Genomic DNA, 22263 nt, shown 5'->3' with positions numbered 1-22263 from the left:
CCCGACGCTGGCGGAACCCGGTGCTTTGCCGCGGCATTGACGCCCGGAACAGGCGACGACGACAGCCGATAAGGAGATTTCAGAATGCAGTGGCAGACCGTAGAGCAGAACTGGCCCGCCTTTTTCGAAGCCATCGAACAACGCTGGCCCGAGGTCGAAAGCTCCGAGCTTATGGACATCGACGGCGACAAGGCCCGGTTTGCCCAGTACCTTTCGGAAAAGCGCGAGCTGACCAGCAGCGAGGCACGCGAGGAAATCGACGAATGGCTGGAAGGCGCCGTGCCCTCTGACGTCCGCATGGACGACCACATGGACAACACCAACATCCGCCAAAGCGCCCGCCACATCCCGACCGGCGAGGATGTCTACTCCGATGACCGCGAGTTCGGCGACGATAATCAGCCCGACGCACCGATCCAGCGCAGTAACTGAACCACGACGCCCCGGGACGTTCAGCAGGCCGGCCGTTTCAGGCTGGCCTTTTCTGCGACTGCACGGTAATCGCTGCCCAACCCCGGAAAAGGCTGTCTCATGGATTTGCGAAACATCGCCATCATTGCTCACGTCGACCATGGCAAAACCACGCTCGTCGACGAGCTTCTCAAGCAATCCGGCGCGTTCCGGGAAAATCAGGCCGTCGCCGAACGGGCGATGGATTCCAACGACCTGGAACGCGAGCGCGGGATCACGATCCTGGCCAAGGCGACGTCGGTCGAGTGGAAGGACACGCGGATCAACATCGTCGACACGCCGGGCCACGCCGATTTCGGCGGCGAGGTCGAGCGCATCCTGTCGATGGTCGACGGCGTGGTGCTGCTGGTCGACGCGGCCGAAGGTCCGATGCCGCAGACCAAGTTCGTGACCTCCAAGGCGCTGGCGCTCGGCCTTCGCCCCATTGTCGTGCTGAACAAGGTCGATAAGCCCGATGCCGAGCCCGACCGCGCCCTGAACGAGGTCTTCGACCTCTTCGCGAACCTCGGCGCCGATGACGACCAGCTCGACTTTCCGCATCTCTACGCCTCGGGGCGGTCGGGCTGGGCCGACAGCGAACTCGACGGTCCACGAAAGGACTTGTCGGCGCTGTTCCAGCTGGTCGTGAACCACGTGCCGCGCCCGCGTCAGACGACGAAAAAGGACGCACCGTTCCAGATGCTGGCGACGACGCTTGGCGCCGACCCCTTCATCGGCCGCATTCTGACCGGCCGCGTCGAATCCGGCACGCTCAAGGCCGGCGCCACGGTGCAGGCCCTGTCGCGGCACGGTGAGAAGATCGAACAATTCCGCGTCTCGAAAATCCTCGCCTTCCGTGGCCTGGGTCAGCAGCCCATCGACGAGGCCGTGGCGGGCGATATCGTCACACTCGCCGGCATGTCCAAGGCGACGGTGGCCGACACGATCTCGGCCCTGGCCGAGGATACGCCCCTGCCCGCCCAGCCGATCGATCCTCCGACGATCTCGGTGACCTTCGGGATCAACGACAGCCCGCTGGCCGGCCGTGACGGCAAAAAGGTTCAGTCGCGCGTCATCCGCGAACGTCTGATGCGCGAGGCCGAGGTCAATGTCGCGATCCGCGTCACCGACACACCCGGTGGCGAAGCGTTCGAGGTCGCGGGTCGCGGCGAACTTCAGATGGGCGTTCTGATCGAGAACATGCGGCGCGAAGGGTTCGAACTCTCGATCTCGCGTCCGCAGGTGCTGTTCCGCGATATCGACGGCCAGCAGATGGAGCCCGTGGAAGAGGTCACCATCGACGTCGACGACGACTATTCCGGCGCGGTGATCGAAAAACTGACCGGCGCGCGCAAGGGCGATCTGGTCGAGATGAAGCCCGCGGGCACCGGTAAGACGCGGATCATCGCGCATGTACCGTCGCGCGGCCTGATCGGCTATCACGGCGAGTTCCTGACCGACACACGGGGCACAGGCGTCCTGAACCGCGTCTTCCATGAATGGTCGCCGCATCGCGGAGCGATCCCGGGCCGGCGCGCGGGCGTTCTGATCTCGATGGAGAACGGCGTGTCCGTGGCTTACGCGCTCTTCAACCTCGAAGACCGCGGCAAGATGTTCATCGGTGCCCAGGAAAACGTCTACGAGGGCATGATCATCGGCGAACACAGCCGCGAAAACGATCTCGAGGTGAACCCGCTGAAGGGCAAGAAGCTGACGAACGTGCGGGCCTCGGGCACCGACGAAGCCGTCCGCCTGACGACCCCTGTCCGGATGTCGCTGGAAGAGGCCATCGCCTATATCGACGACGACGAACTGGTCGAGGTCACGCCCAACGCCGTGCGTCTGCGCAAACGGTTCCTCGACCCGCATGAGCGCAAGCGCCAGTCGCGCGCCTCGGCCTAAGCCAACGGGCAGTCCGAACCGCTTACCCGGCGGTTCGGGCTGCGACACCCTTCGGCGCGAACCGGAGAAGGGACGCATCCATGTGCGATGCCATGTCCGAAATTGACCTTCAGGCTTATCTGACCCGACTTGGCCTGTCCGCCGTCGCATCCGATGCCGACGGGCTGGCGCGTCTGCAGACAGCCCAGATGCGGATGATCGTGTTTGAGAACATCGATCCTCTGCTCGGACGCACCCCATCATTGAAGGCCAGCGCGCTGCGCGACAAGCTTATCCGGCGCAAGCGCGGCGGATATTGCTTCGAACAGAACGCGCTGCTTGGGCAGGCGCTTCTCGCACTGGGATTTTCCATCGTGCCGGTTCTTGGCCGCGTGCGGATGGGCCGACCGACGCGCGGGCCGCGCACCCACGCCGCTTGGCTGGTGACCTGCAGCGGCACGCGCTGGCTGGTTGATGCGGGCTTCGGCGGGCCCGGCTCGCTGGTCCCGCTTCGGCTGGATACCGACCGCGATCAGGTGGCGCCGAACGGCATCTATCGGCTGACCTGGGATGCGGTGGGCGGCGAACACGTGGTCGAACGCCAGACTCCGGATGGGTGGCTGCAGCTCTACGGATTCGACGAGGTGCACGTAGCCCAGATCGATCTCCGCGCAGCCAACCATCTCTGTGCGACCTGGCACGAACAGCCTTTCTCGACCCACCTCTTCGTCGCAGGATGGTCGGGTGACACGCGCATCGGAATCTTCGACCGGGCGATCACCCGTGAAGGATCCGAGACGACGAAAAGCCGGATCCCGGACCGAGATCACCTCGCCGAGGTCCTGTGCGATCAGCTGGCGATGCCGCTGACGCCCGAGGAGATCACGGAGATCTGGGCGAAGATCGCGGGCTAGAGCGGTTCAACCGCCATCCCAGTGCGGATCATTCCGGGCGTCAGAACCTCGGCTGTGATCCCGCCATGGCCACGGACGGCGGTGTAGCCACCCGGCCCCAACGCCTCTTCCATCCGCGAACACGGCGCACAGGGACCGGTGATGCGAAGCCGGACCGCACCGATCGCGATCTCCCGCCCACGCAGGGCCGACAGGTTGAGCCGAGAGATCAGCAGATTGCGGCGCAAGAGGTCGGGCGACACAGCCACGCCTGAAAGTGCCACGATGACCGGAAGGTGTTCGGCCTGGATCAGCGTCAGCGCGCGTTTCCCCGGACGGCCATGATCGCCGACAAGGCCATCATGGGTCACCTCTGACTCCGGAACGGCACGCATGGGCGCCCGCCGAGCGGGACGCAGGCCGATCCAGTCGACCCGGCCCGTCAAGGCGTGGCGCGCCAGCAGGTCGGCCATCCGCTCCAGATCAGAGCTCTTCCAGGATAGTGAGGTCGCGCTCGGACGCGACGGCGGCATGTTTCAGCGCCGCTTGGTAAGCGGCCGAGTCATAGCAGTCGCGCGCGGCCTCAAGCGACGGAAACCGGATCACCACGTGGCTGGCGCGGCCCTTCCCCTCAAGCTGCTCGAACCGCCCCCTGCGTGCGAGGAAGACGCCGCCATAGGCCGCAATGGCGTCGCCGGCGAGTGCCGCATACTTCGCGAACTCTTCGCTATCCGTCACATCTAGATGCGAAATCCAAAGCGCGCTCATGCAGTGGCCGCCTCGATCACGCCGATGGCCGCGGCGATCGCCGCCTCGGCATTGGCGGCATCGGGTCCGCCGCCCTGGGCCATGTCGGGCCGGCCACCGCCGCCCTTGCCGCCCAGCTCGGCCACCGCCGCCCGGACGAGATCCACCGCCGAGACACTACCCGTGAGGTCCGAGGTCACGCCGGCCGCCACCGCGGCCTTGCCGCCGGCCTCGGCAATGAACAGCACCACGCCCGAGCCAAGGCGGTCCTTCTGGGCATCGATCAGGGCGGGCAGATCGCGGCCGCTGACACCGGTCAACAACTGCCCGACAAAGGAGATGCCACCAACCTCGCGCACCGACGGGCCATCGCCCGTGGTCCCGCCCATCGCCGCGTCACGCCGCAACCGCGCAACCTCAGCCTGCAGGGCCTTGCGTTCGTCCATCAGCGCCTTGACGCGGGCTCCCACCTCCTCCGGTTGTGCCTTGAGCGTTCCGGCCAGCTCATCCATCCGCCGCGACTGGTCGCTCAGATGCCGATAGGCGGCAGCGCCGGTCAGCGCCTCGATCCGGCGCACGCCGGAGGACGAGGCGCTGTCGCCCAGAAGGGTGAAGATCCCGATATCGCCGGTCTGGCGGACATGTGTACCGCCGCAAAGCTCGATCGAATAGGTCTGGCCGTCCGCGCCCTTGCCGGTCGGGGCGCGGCCCATCGACACCACGCGGACCTCGTCGCCGTACTTTTCGCCGAAGAGCGCCTGTGCGCCCAGCCCGCGTGCGTCGTCGGGGGCCATGATGCGGGTTTCGACCGACGTGTTCTGCCGGATGTAATCGTTGACCTCGGCCTCGACCCGGGCCAGCTCTTCGGTCGTCAGCGCCTTGGCGTGGGAAAAGTCGAAGCGCAACCGGTCGGGGGCGTTGAGCGAGCCGCGTTGCGCCACATGGGCGCCCAGGGCCTCGCGCAGCGCCTCGTGCAGCAGGTGCGTGGCCGAGTGGTTGGCCCGGATCGCCCCGCGGCGCACATGGTCCACGGCCAGCTCGGCGCCCTGCCCCGGTGCGATCCGGCCCTCTTCGACCTCGGCCACATGGATCCAGACATTGGCGACCTTGCGCGTGTCGGTGATCTGCGCCCGCCCCTCGGGCGTGCGCAGCGTGCCGGTATCGCCCACCTGACCCCCGGCCTCGGCATAGAACGGGGTCTGATTCAGAACGATCATGACCTGCTCTCCGGCCACGGCTTCCTTCACCTCGGCGCCGTCCCGCACCAGCGCCCGGATCTGGCCCTCTGCGGTTTCCGTCTCGTAGCCCAGGAACTCGGTCGAGCCCTCGCGGTCGGCCAGATCGTACCAGATCGCGGCATCGGCCGTATCGCCCGAACCGGCCCAGGCGGCGCGCGCCTTGGCCTTCTGTTCGTCCATCGCCGCGTTGAAGCCCGCGATCTGCACCTCGCGACCGCGTTCGCGCAGCGCGTCCTGCGTCAGGTCGAGCGGGAAGCCGAAGGTGTCATAAAGCTTGAACGCCACTTCGCCCGGTAGCGCGCCGCCCTCGGGCAGACGGTCAAGTTCGTCATCCAGCAGGCGCAGGCCCCGGTCCAGGGTCTGCAGGAACCGCGTCTCCTCAAGCTTCAAGGTCTCTTCGATCAGCGGGCGCGCCTCGCCCAGTTCGGGATAGGCCTGCCCCATCTGGTGTACCAGTTCGGGCACCAGACGATGCATCAGCGGATCCTGCGCGCCCAGCAGGTGGGCGTGGCGCATGGCGCGGCGCATGATCCGGCGCAGCACGTAGCCGCGCCCCTCGTTCGACGGCATCACACCGTCGGCGATGAGGAACGAGGTCGAGCGCAGGTGATCTGCGATGACCCGGTGATGCGTCTTGCCCGTGCCGTCCGGATCGGTATTGGTCGCATGGGCCGACGCCTCGATCAACGCGCGGAACAGGTCGGTGTCGTAGTTGTCATGCTTGCCCTGCAGCAAGGCGCCGATACGCTCAAGTCCCATGCCAGTATCGATCGAGGGGTTGGGCAGCGCCGTGCGGCTGCCGTCCTCGAACTGCTCGAACTGCATGAAGACGAGGTTCCAGATCTCGATGAACCGGTCGCCATCCTCGTCCGGGCTGCCCGGAGGGCCGCCGGGAATGTGGTCGCCATGATCGTAGAAAATCTCGGTGCAGGGGCCGCAGGGGCCGGTCGCGCCCATGGACCAGAAATTGTCGTCGGTCGCGATGCGGATGATGCGGTCGTCGCTCAGGCCCGCGTGCTTCTTCCAGATCCGCGCGGCTTCGTCATCATCGTGGTAAATGGTCACCAACAGACGGCTCGGGTCGATGCCGAACTCCTTGGTGATCAGGTCCCAGGCAAAGGGGATCGCCTCGTCCTTGAAGTAGTCGCCAAAGCTGAAATTGCCCAGCATTTCAAAGAAGGTGTGATGCCGGGCCGTATATCCGACATTATCCAGATCGTTGTGCTTGCCGCCAGCGCGCACGCATTTCTGGGCGGTCGTCGCGCGCGAGTAATCCCGTGTCTCGACGCCCGTGAAAAGGTTCTTGAACTGGACCATCCCGGCCGCAGTGAACATCAGCGATGGGTCGTTGCGCGGCACGAGCGGCGAGCTCGGCACGATGCGGTGTCCATTCGCAGCATAGTAGTTCAGGAAGGTGCTGCGGATATCGTTGAGGCTGGGCATGGTGTGCGGCAGGTCCTTCTAGGGCGTTCGGCGCGTCATGACCCTTTAGAACCCTGCACTGGTTCTGTCCATGCCGTCCCGCCCGATGCGGGGACTGCGCTGCAATTTCCATAGGAATTCGAAGGAACGCGACTGCAAACGACGCCCCCCAAAGAGGTAGCGCACGACGTCGACAGGGGCCGAACCCTAGGTCCGGCCCCAGCATGAGCTTAGTCGTCGAGGACCGCGTCCTCTCCGTCGTTTCCGGACATGTCGAAGTCCAGCCCGTGGGCGGCCCGGATCTTGTCCTCGATCTCGTTCGCGATCTGAGTGTTTTCCTTGAGGAACGTCTTGGCGTTCTCGCGCCCCTGCCCGATGCGTTCGTCCCCGTAGGAGAACCACGAGCCGGACTTGTCCACCACGCCGGCCTTCACCCCGAGGTCCAGAAGCTCGCCGGTCTTCGAGATGCCTTCGCCATACATGATGTCGAATTCCACCTGCTTGAACGGCGGCGCAACCTTGTTCTTGACGACCTTCACCCGCGTGGCGTTGCCCACGATCTCATCACGGTCCTTGACCGAGCCGATGCGGCGGATATCGAGACGGACAGACGAGTAGAACTTCAGCGCGTTGCCGCCCGTGGTCGTCTCGGGGCTGCCGAACATCACGCCGATCTTCATCCGGATCTGGTTGATGAACACGACCATGCAGTTCGACCGGTGGATCGAGCCCGTGAGCTTGCGCATCGCCTGGCTCATCAGGCGGGCCTGCACGCCAACACTCGAATCGCCCATGTCGCCTTCAAGCTCGCTTTTCGGCGTCAGGGCCGCGACCGAGTCGACGACAACGAGGTTCACCGCCCCCGACCTCACCAACGTGTCGGTGATTTCAAGCGCCTGCTCACCCGTATCGGGCTGCGAGATCAGCAGCTCATCCAGATTGACGCCCAGCTTGCGGGCATATTGCGGATCGAGCGCATGCTCGGCGTCTACGAAGGCGCATACGCCGCCCTTCTTCTGCTCTTCCGCGACCACATGCAGCGTCAGCGTGGTCTTGCCCGAACTTTCGGGCCCATAGATCTCGATGATCCGACCCTTAGGCAGGCCGCCGATCCCGAGCGCGATGTCGAGCCCAAGGGATCCTGTCGATGTCGATTCGATCTCGGCGATCTGGTTTTCACCGCCGAGTTTCATGATCGACCCTTTACCGAACTGACGTTCGATCTGGGCCAGCGCCGAATCCAGCGCCTTTTGTTTATCTGCCGTGCGCTTGTCTGCCATATCGAGGAGGTTTGCCGTCGCCATGTGTGTCGCGCTCCTTATTTCATACCCGTAACGGGGCGGCAATGACTGCGTATGTTCGCCTCATGTTCCGCAACTGGGTTATGGGGGAAAAAGAAGAACATTACAACTGTCAGTTAATAGCCTCCTACGAAAACGGTTAAATTTCTCTTACTGCCGGCCGGCCTCAGCGCATCTGGCGCTGGACCGTCTCGGTCAGCTGGGACAGCGAGAACGGCTTGGGCAGGAAGACCGAGTTGGGAATTCTCGCCTGGTCGTCCGCAAAGCTTTCTTCGGCATAGCCCGAAACAAAAACCACTCTGGCGCCGGGCCGGTCGGCAATTGCCTTCTGCACCCATGTCGGCCCATCGAGGCCGGGCATGATGATATCGGTCACGAAGACATCGATATGAAGGTCGACGTCCTCCACGATATCCAGGGCCTCCTCCGCGCTGGCGGCCTCGATCACTGTATATCCCCGCATACGCAAGGCCCGGCCCGCAAAGGCCCGCACCGGCGCCTCGTCTTCGACGAGAAGGATCACGCCCTCGTCTCGGGATAGCGCAGGGGTAGGGACAGCCGCGGACGGAGTTGGATCGCGCCGGACAGGAAGCGGGCGTTCATGCGCGGGGAAGTAGAACGAGAAGATGGTGCCGTGACCGACCACGCTGTCGGCGAAGATGAAGCCGCCGGTCTGCTTGACGATGCCGTAAGCGGTCGAAAGTCCCAGGCCTGTCCCCTCGCCCTGCTTCTTGGTCGTGTAGAAGGGCTCGAAAATCTTCGGCAGCTTGTCGGCGGGGATGCCGGTACCCGAATCCTTGACCCTGACCTTCACATAGGTCCCGGCCGGGATCTCGACCCGGTCGCGCACCATGGGGACCTTGAGGATCTCTCCCCGGGTCTCGATCTCGATCACGCCGCCATCGGGCATCGCGTCGCGCGCATTGACCACGAGATTCATGATGACCTGCTCAAGCTGGCGGCGGTCGGCGCGCACCAGCTTCAGCCCCGGATCGTGGTCGAAGCTGAGCGTGATGCGCTCGCCCACCAGGCGGTTGAGCAGGTGTGTAAGATCGGCCAGAATATCGCGCAGATCCAGAAGTTCCGGCTGAAGGTTCTGTTTCCGCGAGAAGGCCAGAAGCTGCCCGACGAGACTCGCCGCTCTGTTGGCGTTTTGGTTGATCTGTTCGAGGTCGGAATAATCGGGATCGCGTTCGTCATCGTGGCGCAACCGAAGAAGATCGCAGTGTCCGCTGATCGCCGTCAGCAGGTTGTTGAAGTCGTGCGCGACACCCCCGGCCAGCTGACCGATCGCCTGCATCTTCTGGCTTTGCACAAACTGAGCTTCGAGCGTCTTGAGCTCGGTCGCGTCATGCAGCACGGCCACGATTTCGTCGGTCGAGCCGCCTTCGACCGGTCCGACCGTGATCTGAACGAAGAGTTCGGCATCGGGTCGCTTGGCGCGCACGACCTCGGACCGGTGGAACCCGCCACTGCGCGATTCGGCCAGCCAGTCGCTGATCGGCCGCCCCAGCCCCTCGATGAAGGACGACAGGGGGTGATCCACGACCTCTTCGAAGCCGAGAATCTCGCGCGCGAGCCGATTGGCTTCGCGCACCTCGCCCATCGCGTTGAGGCGGAGGATCGGTACGGGAAGCGTCTCGAAGGTGATCGCGACGGGCGAGGCAACTTCTTCACCGCGGGGCAGGACGAAGATCTCCCGCGCGCCGCCGTCGGTCACGTTCTCGACCACCACGCCCTGCCCGATGCCGTGGCGCAGCCGCAGGTGATGCAGCCGCCCGGGCCGCAGGGGCAGGTCGGAGATCACGTCGTCCAGCACGCTCGCACGGCCGCCGATCATGGCCCGCATCGCGTCGTTCTGCGCCAGGACGGCGTCCCCCTCGGCCGCGACAAGCATCGGGACCGTTATATTCGGAGCGGCCTGTGCCGGCAGTGACTGACCGATCTCTTCCAGCCGCCAGAGAAACAGGGTGTGCCCCAGACGTTGCGTGGATAGTCGCGCCACCCCGCGTTTCAGCGAAACGTCCTCGGCAGCGTAGTTGAAGGCGCTCGCCCTCTCCTGCAGACGGTAGATGATCGAAGAAGGGGACGCGAAAAGCGTCGACAGCGCGCGGATCAGCGATGCACCGTCCCGATCGCCGAACCGGCCGCGTGCAGCGGGGTTCTGACGGAGGATGCGGCCCTCGTCGTCGGTCACGAAGATCGTGGCCGGATCAGCTTCGAACAGATCGGTCACGGTCTGCATCAGGCGCCCAGATACGCCTGAGCGCCGAATGGCAAGCCAGCGGCGCAACAGCGCGAGCAGGGCAAGCCCCACGCCGGCGCCGATGAGCGTCGGCGTCAGTGCGGCCGGTCGCAGCAACAGGGCCGCACCTGTCACGACCCCCGCCAGGATCAGCAGCACGACTGTTTCGTTCGCTCCCGCGTCACGAAAAATCGATCTAGATTTGCTCTGCGCCGCACTGTCTTGCACCATCGTCCCCGTCACTACACTCACTGGGACGATGTCAGCTATTGATGGTAAATGCCGCGTTAACGACGCAAATCCATCGGTGCCGAGGGATAATCGCCCGCAAGAAGGTTAACCCTCACGGCGCAGTATGCACAGATAAAAACCATCCCCGCCGTCCAGGGGCGTCCAGGAGCCCGCATCCTCGGTGGTCCAGCCTTGAGCTTCTGCAAGGAAGTCCTTGATCCGCTGTCCGTTTTCGAGATCCAGCAGCGAACACGTCGCGTAAGCGAGTACCCCACCCGAAGCGACATGGCGCGATGCCTGACGAAGCACCTCGTCCTGCGCCTGCATCACGCCTTGCAAACCATCTGAATTCAGCGACCATTTTCCGGCAGGGGATCGCCGCCACGCGCCGCTTCCCGAACACGGCGCATCCACGAGGACGACGTCGAATCTGTCCTCCTCCGCAAGGGCGGTCGTGACCGCTATCTCGACCCCTGCCCTTCGCGCGCGCTCGGGCAAGTCGCGCATGCGGGCTGGCGAGATGTCGTGGGCGGTGAAATCGGCATCGACGCGGGCTGCCATCGACAGACTCTTGCCGCCGCCACCGGCGCAGTAGTCCAGAACCCTTGCGCCCGGAGCGATAGCCAGGCGATCCGCCAACGCCTGGCTTGCGGCATCCTGCAGCTCGATAAGGCCATCCGCATAGGCGCGGCTGGCGGCGATCCGTCGCGCGCCGGAAACGACCTCCACTGCCGTGGATGACAATGGGCCCGACCGGGTATCTACGCCCTCGTCAGCCAGACGGCGCATGGCCGTGTGGACGTCGGATTTGCGGGTATTGACCCTCAGGAACACAGGGGCGCGGCTGCGCAGCGTCTCCATCACCGCCGCGAAATCCGCCCCGAGCGACCGCGAAAGATCGTCGAACAGCCAGTCGGGACAATCGAGCGCCTCGGCACTGCCGCGGGCGGGCTCATGCCCCGTCTCGGTGTCCAAGGGTGGCTCGGGCGCGTAGCCCGTCCCGGTGAACAACGTCGAGGGATCCGTTCCTTGCGCGCGCAAGGCGCCCAGCATGAGCCCACGGCCCGTCATCGCCCCGCCAAGCGCCGCGAAGGAGCGTTTGCAGCGGATCGCATCGAAGACATGATCCCGAATGGCGGCGCGATCCTTCGACCCGGCGAAGCGATTGCGTCGCCCCCAGGTCGTCAACACCTTTTCCGCCGGCTCTCCGGCCAGCCAGGCATCGAGGATCTCGATCGCCGCGGCGATGCGCGCACCCGGGGTCATCAGATGCCGCGGTAGTTCGGGCTTTCCCGGGTGATGGCGACGTCGTGGACGTGGCTTTCCTTAAGCCCCGCGCCGGTGATCCGCACGAAATTGCAGTTCTGGCGCATCTCTTCGACCGTGGCACAGCCGGTATAGCCCATGGCCGCGCGCAGACCGCCGACCAGCTGATGCACGACGGCCCCGGCAGACCCCTTGTAGGGCACCTGCCCCTCGATCCCCTCGGGCACGAGCTTGTCCGAAGCTGCGTCTTTCTGAAAATACCGGTCGGCCGAACCGCGGGCCATCGCGCCCAGGCTTCCCATGCCACGATAGCTTTTGAAGCTACGGCCCTGATAGAGAATGACTTCTCCCGGGCTTTCATCCGTGCCGGCAATCATCGAGCCGACCATGGCGCAGGACGCGCCCGCGGCGATCGCCTTGGCGAAGTCGCCCGAGAACTTGATGCCGCCATCGGCGATGACCGGCACATCGCCCGCGCTTGCGGCGCAGTCCATGATAGCGGTCAACTGCGGCACGCCCACACCGGCGACGACGCGGGTGGTACAGATCGAGCCCGGGCCGATACCCACCTTGATCGCGTCCGCGCCCGCGTCGATCAGGGCGCGGGTCGCCTCGGCCGTGGCGACGTTGCCAGCCATGATCTGCACTTCGTTCGACAGGTTCTTGGCGCGGCGCACCGCCTCGGCCACGCCGGCGGAATGGCCGTGCGCCGTGTCGATCACGATGATGTCGCAGCCGGCGTCGACCAGCGCCTCGGACCTTTCGAACCCGGCATCGCCGACCGTGGTGGCCGCCGCGACCCGCAACCGACCCAGCCGGTCCTTGCAGGCGTTCGGGTTGAGCACGGCCTGTTCGCTGTCCTTCAGCGTCAGAAGGCCGGTAAGCTTGCCCTGCCCGTCCGTGACCAGCAGTTTCTCGATGCGCCGTGCCTTCATCAGGCTGCGTGCCTCGTCCAGATCCGCGGGTTCGGTCAGAAGGGCGAGGTTGTCATGCGTCATCATCACCCGCACCGGCGTGCGGTCATCTTCGGCGAAGCGCATGTCCCGGTTGGTGACGATGCCGACCACGCGCCCCGCTTCGTCGACGACGGGAAAGCCCGTGACACGGTACCGCTCCTGCAGCGCCTTGGCGTCGGCCAGCGTCTGATCGGGGGACAGGGTGATCGGGTTGTAGACGATGCCGCTTTCGAACCGCTTGACGCGCCGGACCTCGTTGGCCTGCGCCTCGACATCGAGATTGCGGTGGATCACCCCGATCCCGCCGGCCTGGGCCATGGTGATCGCCATGCGCGATTCCGTCACCGTATCCATGGCAGAACTCAGCAGCGGGATGTTCATCGAGATGTCGCGGGTCGCCCTCGTTCGGGTATCCGCCGTTGACGGCAGCACCGTCGAGGCAGCGGGAACGAGTAGGACGTCATCGAAGGTCAGGGCCTCGCGAATCTCCATGGGGTGGCTCCTTGGCGAAGAATTCGTTTGGCGCTTCCCTATTTCACGGGTCGGGAAGAAAGGAAAGACCCCGCGGCGGGCGTGCGGCGCTGTGACGTACGCCCGCCCGGGCCTTAGCGGTAGAGCAGCGACTGCCCGTCCGCGAAGAGGTGCACCGCCTCGGGGGCGGCCATCAGGCGCACGTCCTTGTGGCGCAGGTCGGCATGGATGCCGGGCAGCTTGGCGATGACCGGATCGGCGTCGCCCTCCGGCGTGAAGTAAAGCAAAGTGACCTCGCCCAGGGCTTCGGTGATGTCGACCCGGCCGGCATAGAGATGGTCGTCCCCGTCGGTTTCGGTCAGGTCCTCGGGCCGGACGCCGACATTGACCTTGAGCCCCATGTCCTCGGCCCCGGTGGGATAGTTGGACCAGGCCATGCCGCCACCGGCCAAGGCGACGCGCGTGCGCTCTCCGGTCTCGACCACCTCACCCGGAAAAAGGTTCATGGCGGGCGAGCCGATGAATTGCGCCACGAACTCGTTGCGCGGCTTCTGGTACAGCTCCAGCGGCGTGCCGACCTGGCTGATGCCGCCGCCCGCCAGCACGACGATGCGGGTCGCCAGCGTCATCGCCTCGACCTGGTCGTGGGTGACATAGATCATCGTCGACTCCGGCATCGCCTCTTTCAGCTGGGCGATCTCGATCCGCGTCGCCACGCGCAGCGCGGCGTCGAGGTTCGACAGCGGCTCGTCGAAAAGATAGACCTTGGGGTCGCGCACAATCGACCGGCCGATGGCCACCCGCTGCCGCTGCCCGCCCGAAAGCGCCTTGGGCAGCCGGTCGAGATAGGGCTCGAGCTGCAGGATCTTCGCGGCCTTGTTGATGGCGGCGTCGATCTCATACTTGGATTTCTTCGCGATCTTCAGGGCGAACGCCATGTTGTCGCGCACGGTCATGTGCGGATACAACGCGTAGCTTTGGAACACCATCGCGATGCCCCGCTGCGCGGGCGGCATTTCGTTCACCCGGACGCCATCGATCGTCAGATCGCCACGGGTGATCTTTTCCAGCCCCGCGATCATCCGCAGAAGCGTGGACTTGCCGCAGCCCGAGGGGCCGACGAACACGATCAGCTCGCCCTTCTTGATATCCAGGTCGATGTCGGACAGCACCTCGACGCTGCCATAGGACTTCGCGACATCCGTCATCGTCAGATCGGCCATGATCCCTCCCCCTCGTTCCGGGTCTTATGCGGCCGCCTCGTCTGGCTGGGCCACTGCAAAATAGGCCTGCCAGGGCGGCAATTGGATTTCGTGCGCGGTCTTGTTGGTGACAAATGGCGCGGCGGTATCCTGCTGCCAGTGTCCCTCGTCCGGCAGGCGGACCGCGATCGCCTGGTTGGTCAGGTTGAAGGTGACGAAGACCTGTTCCGTCCCGTCGTCGCGGATCAGGCTGATCATCTGGTCATTGGCCTCGACCACCGTGATGTCGCCCTTGACCAAGGCCGGGTGGGTGCGCCGAAAGGCGATCATGTCGCGGTAAAAGGCCAGCGTGGACCCGTCTGCCCCCTCCTGCACGCCCACCGCCCGGTCGAGATGTTCGACAGCGACGGGCAGCCAGGGCTTGGCATCCGAAAATCCGCCGTTTACCGAGCCCTTTTCCCAAGGCATCGGCGTGCGGCAGCCGTCGCGGCCCTTGAACTTGGGCCAGAACCGCTTGCCATAGGGATCCTGCAGATCCTCGTAGGCGACATAGGCTTCGGTCAGGCCTAACTCCTCGCCCTGGTAGAGGCACACGGTGCCCTTGAGGCACAGCAGCACCCCCGCGTAGAGACGCCGGGCCTCTTCGCCCAGGTTCCAGCGCGAGGCATGGCGCACCACGTCGTGGTTGGAAAACGCCCAGCAGGCCCAGCCTTCGGTGACGATCCTGTCGAAGCGTTCCAGCACGTGCTGGATCCGGCTGCCCGAGGGATAGGCCGAGGCGAGGAAATCGAAGTCATAGGCCATGTGCAGCAGGTCGTCGCCCGCGGTGTAATCACGCTGGGTTTCCATGCCGCGCTGACTTTCGCCCACCTCGCCCACGCTGGTGATAGCGGGATACTCCTCCATCACCGCCCGCAGACGCCGGAGGAAGGCAAGGTTTTCGGGCTGTGTCTTGTCGTAGAGGTGGTCCTGAAAGTTATAAGGGTTCACCGAGGGTGCCGTGTTATCGTTGCGATGCTCGGGCGCCAGCGGCGGGTTGTCGCGCAACAGCTCGTCATGGAAATAGAAGTTCACGACGTCGAGGCGGAAGCCGTCGACCCCGCGATCCAGCCAGTACCGCGCGATGTCCAGAAGCTCGTCCTGAACGGCCATGTTGTGGAAGTTGAGGTCTGGCTGCTCGGACAGGAAGTTGTGCATGTAGTACTGCATCCGCTCGCCGTCCCACTCCCACGCCGAGCCGCCGAAGATCGACAGCCAGTTGTTGGGCGGAGAGCCGTCGGGCTTGGCCTCGGCCCAGACGTACCAGTCCGACTTGGCGTTGTCGCGGCTCTTGCGGCTTTCCTTGAACCAGGCGTGCTGTTCACTGGTGTGGCTGATGACGAGGTCGATCAGGACCCGCACCCCCAGTTCGTGGGCGCGTTGGATAAGCGCATCGAAATCGCCAAGGCTTCCGAACAGAGGATCGACATCGCGATAATCCGAGACGTCATAGCCGTAATCCAGCATCGGTGAACGGAAGAAGGGCGAAATCCAGATCGCGTCGACACCCAGCTTGGCGACATGCGGCAGACGGTGGATGATGCCCGCCAGATCGCCGATGCCGTCCCCGTTCGAATCCTGAAAGCTGCGCGGATAGATCTGGTAGATCACCGCGCCGCGCCACCAGTCGCCATCGACCGTCAGCGTGACTTTCTGCTCTTCTCGCGACTGTGCCGTCATTCTGCCCTGCCCGATATTACTTGACCGACCCCGCAAGGAGGCCCCGGACGAGGTATTTCTGCATCGCGAAGAACACAACCAGCGGGACCGCGATCGAGACGAAGGCGGCGGTGGCCAGGATCCCCCAGTCGCCCCCGCGCGACCCCAAAAGGTCGTCGGCGATCTTCACGGTCATCACCTTGGAATAGTCATCGGACGGCAGGAACACCTTGGCCACCAGCAGGTCGTTCCAGGTCCACAGAAACTGGAAGATCGCAAAGGCCGCGAGCGCGGGAAAGCTGAGCGGCAGGATGATCCGCATGAAGACCTGGAAATCGGTCGCCCCGTCCACGCGCGCGCTTTCAATGATGTCCTTGGGCAGTCCGACCATGTAGTTGCGCAACAGGTAGACGGCCAGGGGCAGCCCGTAGCCGGTATGCGCCAGCCAGATGCCGAGGAAGCTTTGCCCGATGCCGATGTTCTGGTGCAGCCGAAGCAGCGGCACGAGGCCGATCTGCAAAGGCACCACCAGCAGCCCGACCACCGCGGCGATCAACAATCCCCGTCCGGGAAACTCCATCCAAGCCAGGGCATAGGCGGCAAAGGCTGCGATGAGGATCGGGATGACCGTGGCGGGGATCGACACGGTCAGGGTGTTGATGAACGCCCGGTCCATGTTGTCCGCCGTCAGCACCTGCTCGTAGTTCGCCGTGGTGAATTGCGGCGGGCTTTCCGCCGCGAAATAGACCCGCTGCCCGCGGTCGCCCGGATCCTCGGGCGTCACCCAGCGATAGGTGCCGTCGCCGTTGACGGTCAGGCTTTCGCCGTCGCCCAGATCGGCCGTCGCACCGGCCTCGAACTCCGTCGGGTTCACGCCCCGGGTCCCGAACGCCACGACGTCGCCACCACCCGAGGGAAAGAAGCTCTGTGCCTCGGGGTCATCGTAGATGTTGCCTGTAACGACAAAGACATCGCCATCCGCCGCAGCCTCGGCCGAGGTGCGTCCGCGCGCGGTCAGCTCGACCGGGAACGGCGCCCGCCACCATCCCGATTCCGAGATCTGGTCGCGGTCGCGGAAGGATGAGACCAGCAGTCCCACGGTAGGGATAAGCCAAAGGATGACGAGCAGAAGGACGGTGATGTTGACCGCCCATGTGAGCCCGGATTTCTTGCCGACGATATTATCCATGTCCGTGCCCCCTACCGCATTTCCTTGCGGGCCTGCCGGATGTTCCACCACATCACCGGCAGCACCACGACCATGATGACGAAGGCGACCGCCGTGGCGCGCCCGTCGTCGCGGAACATGAAGGTCATCATGTAACTGGGCAGGATATCAGTGCCGAAGTTCCCCCCCGTCATGGTATAGACGATATCGAAAACCTTGAGCACGAGCACTGTGATCGTCGTCCAGACCACCACGATCGTGCCCATGATCTGCGGCACCATGATCCTGAAGAACAGCTGGAACGGGCCCGCCCCGTCGATGATCGCCGCCTCGATGGTCTCTTCGGGGATGCCACGCAGCGCCGCGGAGAGGATCACCATGGCAAAGCCGGTCTGGATCCAGACCAGGATGACCATCAGGAAGAAGTTGTTCCAGAACGGGATCTGAAGGACGTCGACCGGCGCCAGTCCGAAGCTGTCGCGCACCGCGTTGATGATGCCGATGTCGGGATCATTGGCGTAGACGAATTTCCAGATCAGCGAAGCGCCGACGAAGCTGATCGCCATCGGCATGAAGATCAGCGACTTGGCGACCGATCCCCAGCGCAACCGGTCGGTCAGCTGTGCCGCGACCAACCCGATGAAGGTCGAGGCGGCGGGCACGAAGATGATCCAGAGCACGTTGTTGAAGAACGCCGTCTGAAAGCCCTGCGACGCGAACAGGTTGGTGTAGTTGCCGAACCCGATGAACTGGTCGCCGGACCGGTTGTAAAGCGACCGGATGAACGACCCGACGACCGGGTAGGCAAGGTAGAGCCCCAGCGCAAAGATCGCGGGCCCCATGAAGAGCCACGGACGCACCGCATTGGCGCGATTGATGTTCCGGCCGGGATTTTTGCCGCGGGCCGGAAAGATCACCTTATCCAGAATTAGGTTCGAGAAGTAGAAGTAGGCGATGCAGAGCCCGACGCCGATCAGAATCGTCGCGGCGCCCTGAAGCAGCGGGTTCATCTCCGGTATCCTTCCCTGTCAGGACCAGCCGGAGGGCGAGCGCGTCGCCCTCCGCGGGGTGATGCGAGGGCGGCGGCGCATTCAATGGCGCCACCGCCATCACCCGGATTACTGGATCTGGTCCCAGCGCGACTGGATCTCGGAGGCGACGGTTTCTGCGTCGTCACCGGTCACGAAGTCGACCATGCCCGACCAGAAGGCGCCCGCGCCGATTTCGCCCGGCATGAGGTCCGAGGCGTCGAAGCGGAAGGTCGTCGCGCTGGTCAGGATGTCGTTCAGCGCCCGCTGCGTGTCCGACGGGAACACAGCCGGGTTGGCCTCGGTGAAGGGCGTCAGGAAGCCCGACTGCGCCATCCAGATCTCGTGCGCGATGGGGGTCTGCAGGAACTCGATGAACCCGTGCGCGACCTCGCTGTCGTTGGTGATGCCGAACAGCGTGCCGGCGCCCAGGACCGGGGTGCCCAGATCGCCGCTTTCAGGCGCGGGGAAGTAGAAGAAATCCACGTCCGTGCCCACCTCGGTCCCCTCGGGGAAGAAGGTCGGGATAAAGGTCGCGGCCTTGTGCATGTAGCATTCGGGCGGGAAGGCGAAGAGCCCGGCCGGGCTGTCGCGGAAGTCGGTCGACGCGACCGCGTTGGCCCCGCCCGAGACGTAATCGTCGTTCTTCGCGAACCAGCCGAACTCCTCAATAGCGGCGACGACGGCCGGATCGTCGAACGGGATCTCGTTCGACACCCACTGGTCGTAAACCTCGGGCTCGGACGTGCGCAGCATCAGATCTTCGACCCAGTCGGTCGCGGGCCAGCCAGTCGCGGCGCCGGACCCCAGGCCGATGCACCACGGCGTGCCGCCGTCGGCCGCGATGGTCTCGGTCAGTGACTTGAGATCCTCGTAGGTCTCGGGCACCTCGTAACCCGCCTCTTCAAAGGCTTCGGGAACGTACCAGACGATCGACTTCAGGTCGATCTTGTAGGGGAAGGCGAACAGGGTCTCTTCACCTTCGGCATTCTCGTAGGTGCCCAGGTCGACCCAGCTGTCGCCCGCCGCGTAGTTTTCGGCGATCCACTCGCCGATACCGTCCTGCAGTGGCGTCAGCGCGCCGCGGCGCGCCAGATCCGCCGCGAGGCCGGGCTGCGGGAAGACGGCGATGTTGGGGGCCGAATTCGCCTCGGTCGAGATCACGATGTCCTGCTCGAAGCTGTCCGAGCCCGAGTAGTTCACCGTCGCGCCCGTGGCCTCTTCGAAATAGGCGATGACCGACGAAACGAGTTCGTCGTCACGGCCCGTCCAGGGGCCCGTCATGTCCATCGACTGGCCGGAAAAATCGTGGTCGGCGGCAAAATCCTCGTAGCTTTGCCAGTTGAATTCGCCCTCGCCGATGGGGAATTGCAGATCCTGGGCCGGCGCCATTCCGGCCGTAAGCGCGAGCGTCGCGGCACCTGCATAGAATACGCGTTTCATGTAGTCCCTCCCGTCGTGCGGCAGCCTTGGGGCCGCCATCGTTGGATGTTTACCGACCTCCGGCGAATCCTCCGCCGCCGGGGGTCGGCCGCGGAATTCCTCCGCCTGCTGTTTATCAATAAAGCCTGTCTTCCCGACTTGGCAAGGTTCGCGTCCTGCGGGAATTTTTTCCCGCCCAAGTGGCAGTTACCGCCGATCAACCGCTTTGACGCCGCGCGCCCTGCGGCTAAGTTCACGCCCGAACCAACATCCAGGAAGGCATGTCGCATGAAGTTCTCCCGCGCAGATTTCCCCGAGGATTTCCTCTTTGGAACCGCCACCTCGAGCTACCAGATCGAAGGCCACGGACAGGGCGGCGCAGGGCAGACGCATTGGGACACCTTCGCCGCGACGCCGGGTAATGTCGCCCGGGCCGAAAACGGGCGCATCGCCTGCGACCACTATAACCGGCTGGACGAGGACCTCGACCTGCTCAAGGGGCTTGGCGTCGATGTCTACCGTTTCTCCACGTCCTGGGCGCGGGTACTGCCCGAGGGACGCGGCCCGGTGAACGAAGAGGGGCTGGATTTCTACGACCGCCTTGTCGACGGCCTGCTGGAGCGCGGGATCAAGCCCGCCGCGACCCTTTATCACTGGGAGCTGCCCTCGCAGCTGGCCGACCGCGGCGGCTGGACCAACCGCGACATCGGCGACTGGTTCGCCGATTTCACGCAGGTGGTGATGGAGCGGATCGGCGACCGCGTCTGGTCCGCAGCCCCCATCAACGAACCCTGGTGCGTGGCCTTCATGAGCCACTTCCTGGGCCTGCAAGCCCCCGGCCTTCGCGATATCCGCGCCACGGCCCGCGCGATGCATCACGTGCTGCTGGCGCATGGCCGCTCGATCGGCGTGATGCGCGATCTGGGGATGAAGAACCTGGGCGCCGTGTGCAACTTCGAATACGCCATCCCCGTCGACGACAGCCCCGAGGCCGCGAAGGCCGCGCGCACCTATGACGGCTACTACAACCGCTTCTTCATCTCGGGGCTGTTCAACAAGAGCTATCCCTCCGACGTGCTCGAAGGGCTCGGCCCCCACATGCCCGAGAATTACCAGGACGATTTCGACATCATCGGCCAGCCCGTCGACTGGTGCGGCATCAACTACTACACCCGCAAGATCATCGCCCCCACCGATGGCCCCTGGCCCGCGCTGGAAGAGGTCGAAGGCCCGCTACCCAAGACCGCGATGGACTGGGAGATCTATCCCGACGGGCTTTACCATTTCCTCAAGCGCGTTCACGAAGGCTATACCCGTGGCCTGCCGCTTTACGTCACCGAAAACGGTCTTGCCAGCTATGACAAGGTATCGGGCGGCGAGGTTCACGACCAGCAACGCATCGACTACATCAACGACCACGTCGCACGTGTGAAGCGCGCCGCAGACGAGGGTATCCCCGTCAAGGGGTATTACCTCTGGTCACTCATGGACAACTACGAATGGTCGCTGGGATACGACAAGCGCTTCGGGCTGGTGCACGTGGATTTCCAAAGCCTCAAACGCACGCCGAAGGCCTCGTATCACCAGATGGCCAAGGCTCTCGGCCGCTAAGGAAGACGACAACATGGCATTTGCCGCAGACACCTATTCGCTTGTCGCCGATATTGGCGGCACCAACACCCGCGTGGCCCTGGCCGAGGGCCCGCGGGTTCTGACCGACACCATCAAACGCTATAGCAATGCCGAGTTTCCGGGGCTCGAGGCCGTCCTGCGGCGCTACCTGGACGACACCGGCGACATCGATTTCGCGGGGGCCTGCGCCGCCGTCGCGGGACCCGTGCATGATGGCTGCGCATCGATGACCAACCTTGACTGGACGCTCGACCGCGAAACGCTGGCGCGCGCCACCCGCGCCGAAAACGTCGCCCTGCTGAACGACCTTCAGGCACAGGGCCACGCGCTGGACCATATCGCGCCCGAGAACATCGCCGAGGTCGTGATCAACCACGACCGCAACCCGCGCGCGGCCGAGCTGGTGGTCGGCGTGGGCACCGGGTTCAACTGCTGCCCCGTGTTCCGCACCGATACCGGCCGCTATGTCCCGCCGTCCGAGGCGGGACACATCAACCTGCCGATCCGGACCGAGGCCGACCTGCGGCTGTGCGGATTCGTGGAAACCGCGCATGGCTTCCCCTCGATCGAGGACGTTCTGTCTGGCCGCGGGCTCGAGCGTGTCTATGCCTGGCTGGGCGAAGAGGCGGGCGATCCCCGCCCGGCCAGTGCCACCCAGATCATGGCGGGAATGATCGATGACAGCGACCCGCGCGCCGCGCAGGCGGTCGAGGTCTTCGTCCGACTGCTGGGGACGGTCGTGGGCAACCTGGCGCTGATCCACCTGCCCTTCGGCGGGATCTACCTGATCGGGGGCGTCGCCCGCGCCATGCAGCCCTATCTCGGCCGGTTCGGTTTCGAGCAGGCCCTGCGCGACAAGGGCCGGTTTTCGCAGTTCATGGGGAATTTCGGCGTTTCGATTGTCGAGGACGATTACGCCGCGCTTACCGGCTGCGCCTGTCATCTGGACGGACTGGCCTGAGGCTGGGCGAGAGCTGGCCCGAGGCCCCGACCCGGCCGCCCGGATGCGGGC

17 protein-coding genes are annotated in these 22263 nt (G+C 64.7%); 5 read left to right on the top strand and 12 right to left on the bottom strand.

Features of this window, described 5'->3' with window-relative positions; translation table 11 throughout:
* Positions 1-84 precede the first annotated feature (84 nt).
* The 3 genes from EKE94_RS02830 (at position 85) to EKE94_RS02820 (ending at position 3245) form a co-directional block, all read left to right on the top strand.
* A complete protein-coding gene (locus EKE94_RS02830) occupies positions 85-432 on the top strand; it encodes a hypothetical protein (protein WP_127905075.1) in 348 nt (115 codons plus the stop codon).
* A 99-nt stretch (positions 433-531) separates the two neighbouring features.
* Entirely contained in the window at positions 532-2352 is a 1821-nt protein-coding gene (gene typA / locus EKE94_RS02825) for a translational GTPase TypA (protein WP_127905074.1), read from the top strand.
* A gap of 80 nt (positions 2353-2432) precedes the next feature.
* Positions 2433-3245: an arylamine N-acetyltransferase family protein gene (locus EKE94_RS02820; protein WP_127905073.1), complete on the top strand. Its 813-nt coding sequence runs from the start codon at positions 2433-2435 to the stop codon at positions 3243-3245.
* Here the strand turns inward: EKE94_RS02820 and EKE94_RS02815 are convergent.
* From EKE94_RS02815 to EKE94_RS02760, 12 genes are all read right to left on the bottom strand, one after another.
* A complete protein-coding gene (locus EKE94_RS02815; protein WP_127905072.1) occupies positions 3242-3697 on the bottom strand; it encodes an MOSC domain-containing protein in 456 nt (151 codons plus the stop codon). The two genes, EKE94_RS02820 and EKE94_RS02815, sit on opposite strands and share 4 nt — an antisense overlap.
* A gap of 10 nt (positions 3698-3707) precedes the next feature.
* Positions 3708-3992 (bottom strand): DUF1330 domain-containing protein, encoded by a 285-nt coding sequence (locus EKE94_RS02810; RefSeq protein WP_127905071.1) that lies wholly within the window; start codon positions 3990-3992, stop codon positions 3708-3710.
* A complete protein-coding gene (gene alaS / locus EKE94_RS02805) occupies positions 3989-6652 on the bottom strand; it encodes an alanine--tRNA ligase (protein ID WP_127905070.1) in 2664 nt (887 codons plus the stop codon). The genes EKE94_RS02810 and alaS overlap by 4 nt, the downstream gene beginning before the upstream one ends.
* 209 nt (positions 6653-6861) lie before the next feature.
* Entirely contained in the window at positions 6862-7935 is a 1074-nt protein-coding gene (gene recA, locus EKE94_RS02800; RefSeq protein ID WP_127905069.1) for a recombinase RecA, read from the bottom strand.
* A 163-nt stretch (positions 7936-8098) separates the two neighbouring features.
* Positions 8099-10336: an ATP-binding protein gene (locus tag EKE94_RS02795; RefSeq protein WP_235855873.1), complete on the bottom strand. Its 2238-nt coding sequence runs from the start codon at positions 10334-10336 to the stop codon at positions 8099-8101.
* A gap of 177 nt (positions 10337-10513) precedes the next feature.
* Positions 10514-11674, bottom strand: coding sequence for an RsmB/NOP family class I SAM-dependent RNA methyltransferase (locus EKE94_RS02790; RefSeq protein ID WP_127905067.1), 1161 nt, complete (start codon positions 11672-11674; stop codon positions 10514-10516).
* Positions 11674-13122, bottom strand: coding sequence for an IMP dehydrogenase (gene guaB / locus EKE94_RS02785; protein WP_127905066.1), 1449 nt, complete (start codon positions 13120-13122; stop codon positions 11674-11676). Before guaB ends, EKE94_RS02790 begins: the two co-directional genes overlap by 1 nt.
* 113 nt (positions 13123-13235) lie before the next feature.
* Positions 13236-14324, bottom strand: coding sequence for an ABC transporter ATP-binding protein (locus EKE94_RS02780; protein ID WP_127905065.1), 1089 nt, complete (start codon positions 14322-14324; stop codon positions 13236-13238).
* Between the two features lie 24 nt (positions 14325-14348).
* Positions 14349-16022, bottom strand: coding sequence for an alpha-amylase family glycosyl hydrolase (locus EKE94_RS02775; protein WP_127905064.1), 1674 nt, complete (start codon positions 16020-16022; stop codon positions 14349-14351).
* A gap of 16 nt (positions 16023-16038) precedes the next feature.
* Complete coding sequence (locus tag EKE94_RS02770) at positions 16039-17190, bottom strand: carbohydrate ABC transporter permease (protein WP_127905063.1); 1152 nt, start codon at positions 17188-17190, stop codon at positions 16039-16041.
* Positions 17191-17201: 11 nt separating this feature from the next.
* Complete coding sequence (locus EKE94_RS02765) at positions 17202-18179, bottom strand: carbohydrate ABC transporter permease (protein ID WP_127905062.1); 978 nt, start codon at positions 18177-18179, stop codon at positions 17202-17204.
* 108 nt (positions 18180-18287) lie between these two features.
* Positions 18288-19640: an ABC transporter substrate-binding protein gene (locus EKE94_RS02760; RefSeq protein ID WP_127905061.1), complete on the bottom strand. Its 1353-nt coding sequence runs from the start codon at positions 19638-19640 to the stop codon at positions 18288-18290.
* A 267-nt stretch (positions 19641-19907) separates the two neighbouring features.
* Between EKE94_RS02760 and EKE94_RS02755 the strand changes: the two genes are divergently transcribed.
* A complete protein-coding gene (locus EKE94_RS02755; protein WP_127905060.1) occupies positions 19908-21230 on the top strand; it encodes a GH1 family beta-glucosidase in 1323 nt (440 codons plus the stop codon).
* A 13-nt stretch (positions 21231-21243) separates the two neighbouring features.
* The gene (locus EKE94_RS02750) at positions 21244-22212 is read left to right on the top strand and encodes a glucokinase (protein ID WP_127905059.1); all 969 of its coding nucleotides are present in this window, start codon (positions 21244-21246) and stop codon (positions 22210-22212) included.
* Positions 22213-22263 lie beyond the last annotated feature (51 nt).

Source organism: Mesobaculum littorinae, from assembly GCF_004011175.1.
In the GTDB taxonomy this organism is placed as follows: domain Bacteria; phylum Pseudomonadota; class Alphaproteobacteria; order Rhodobacterales; family Rhodobacteraceae; genus Tranquillimonas; species Tranquillimonas littorinae.
Note: the sequence above shows the minus strand (reverse complement) of the source record. Positions and strands in the feature narration are given on the sequence as shown.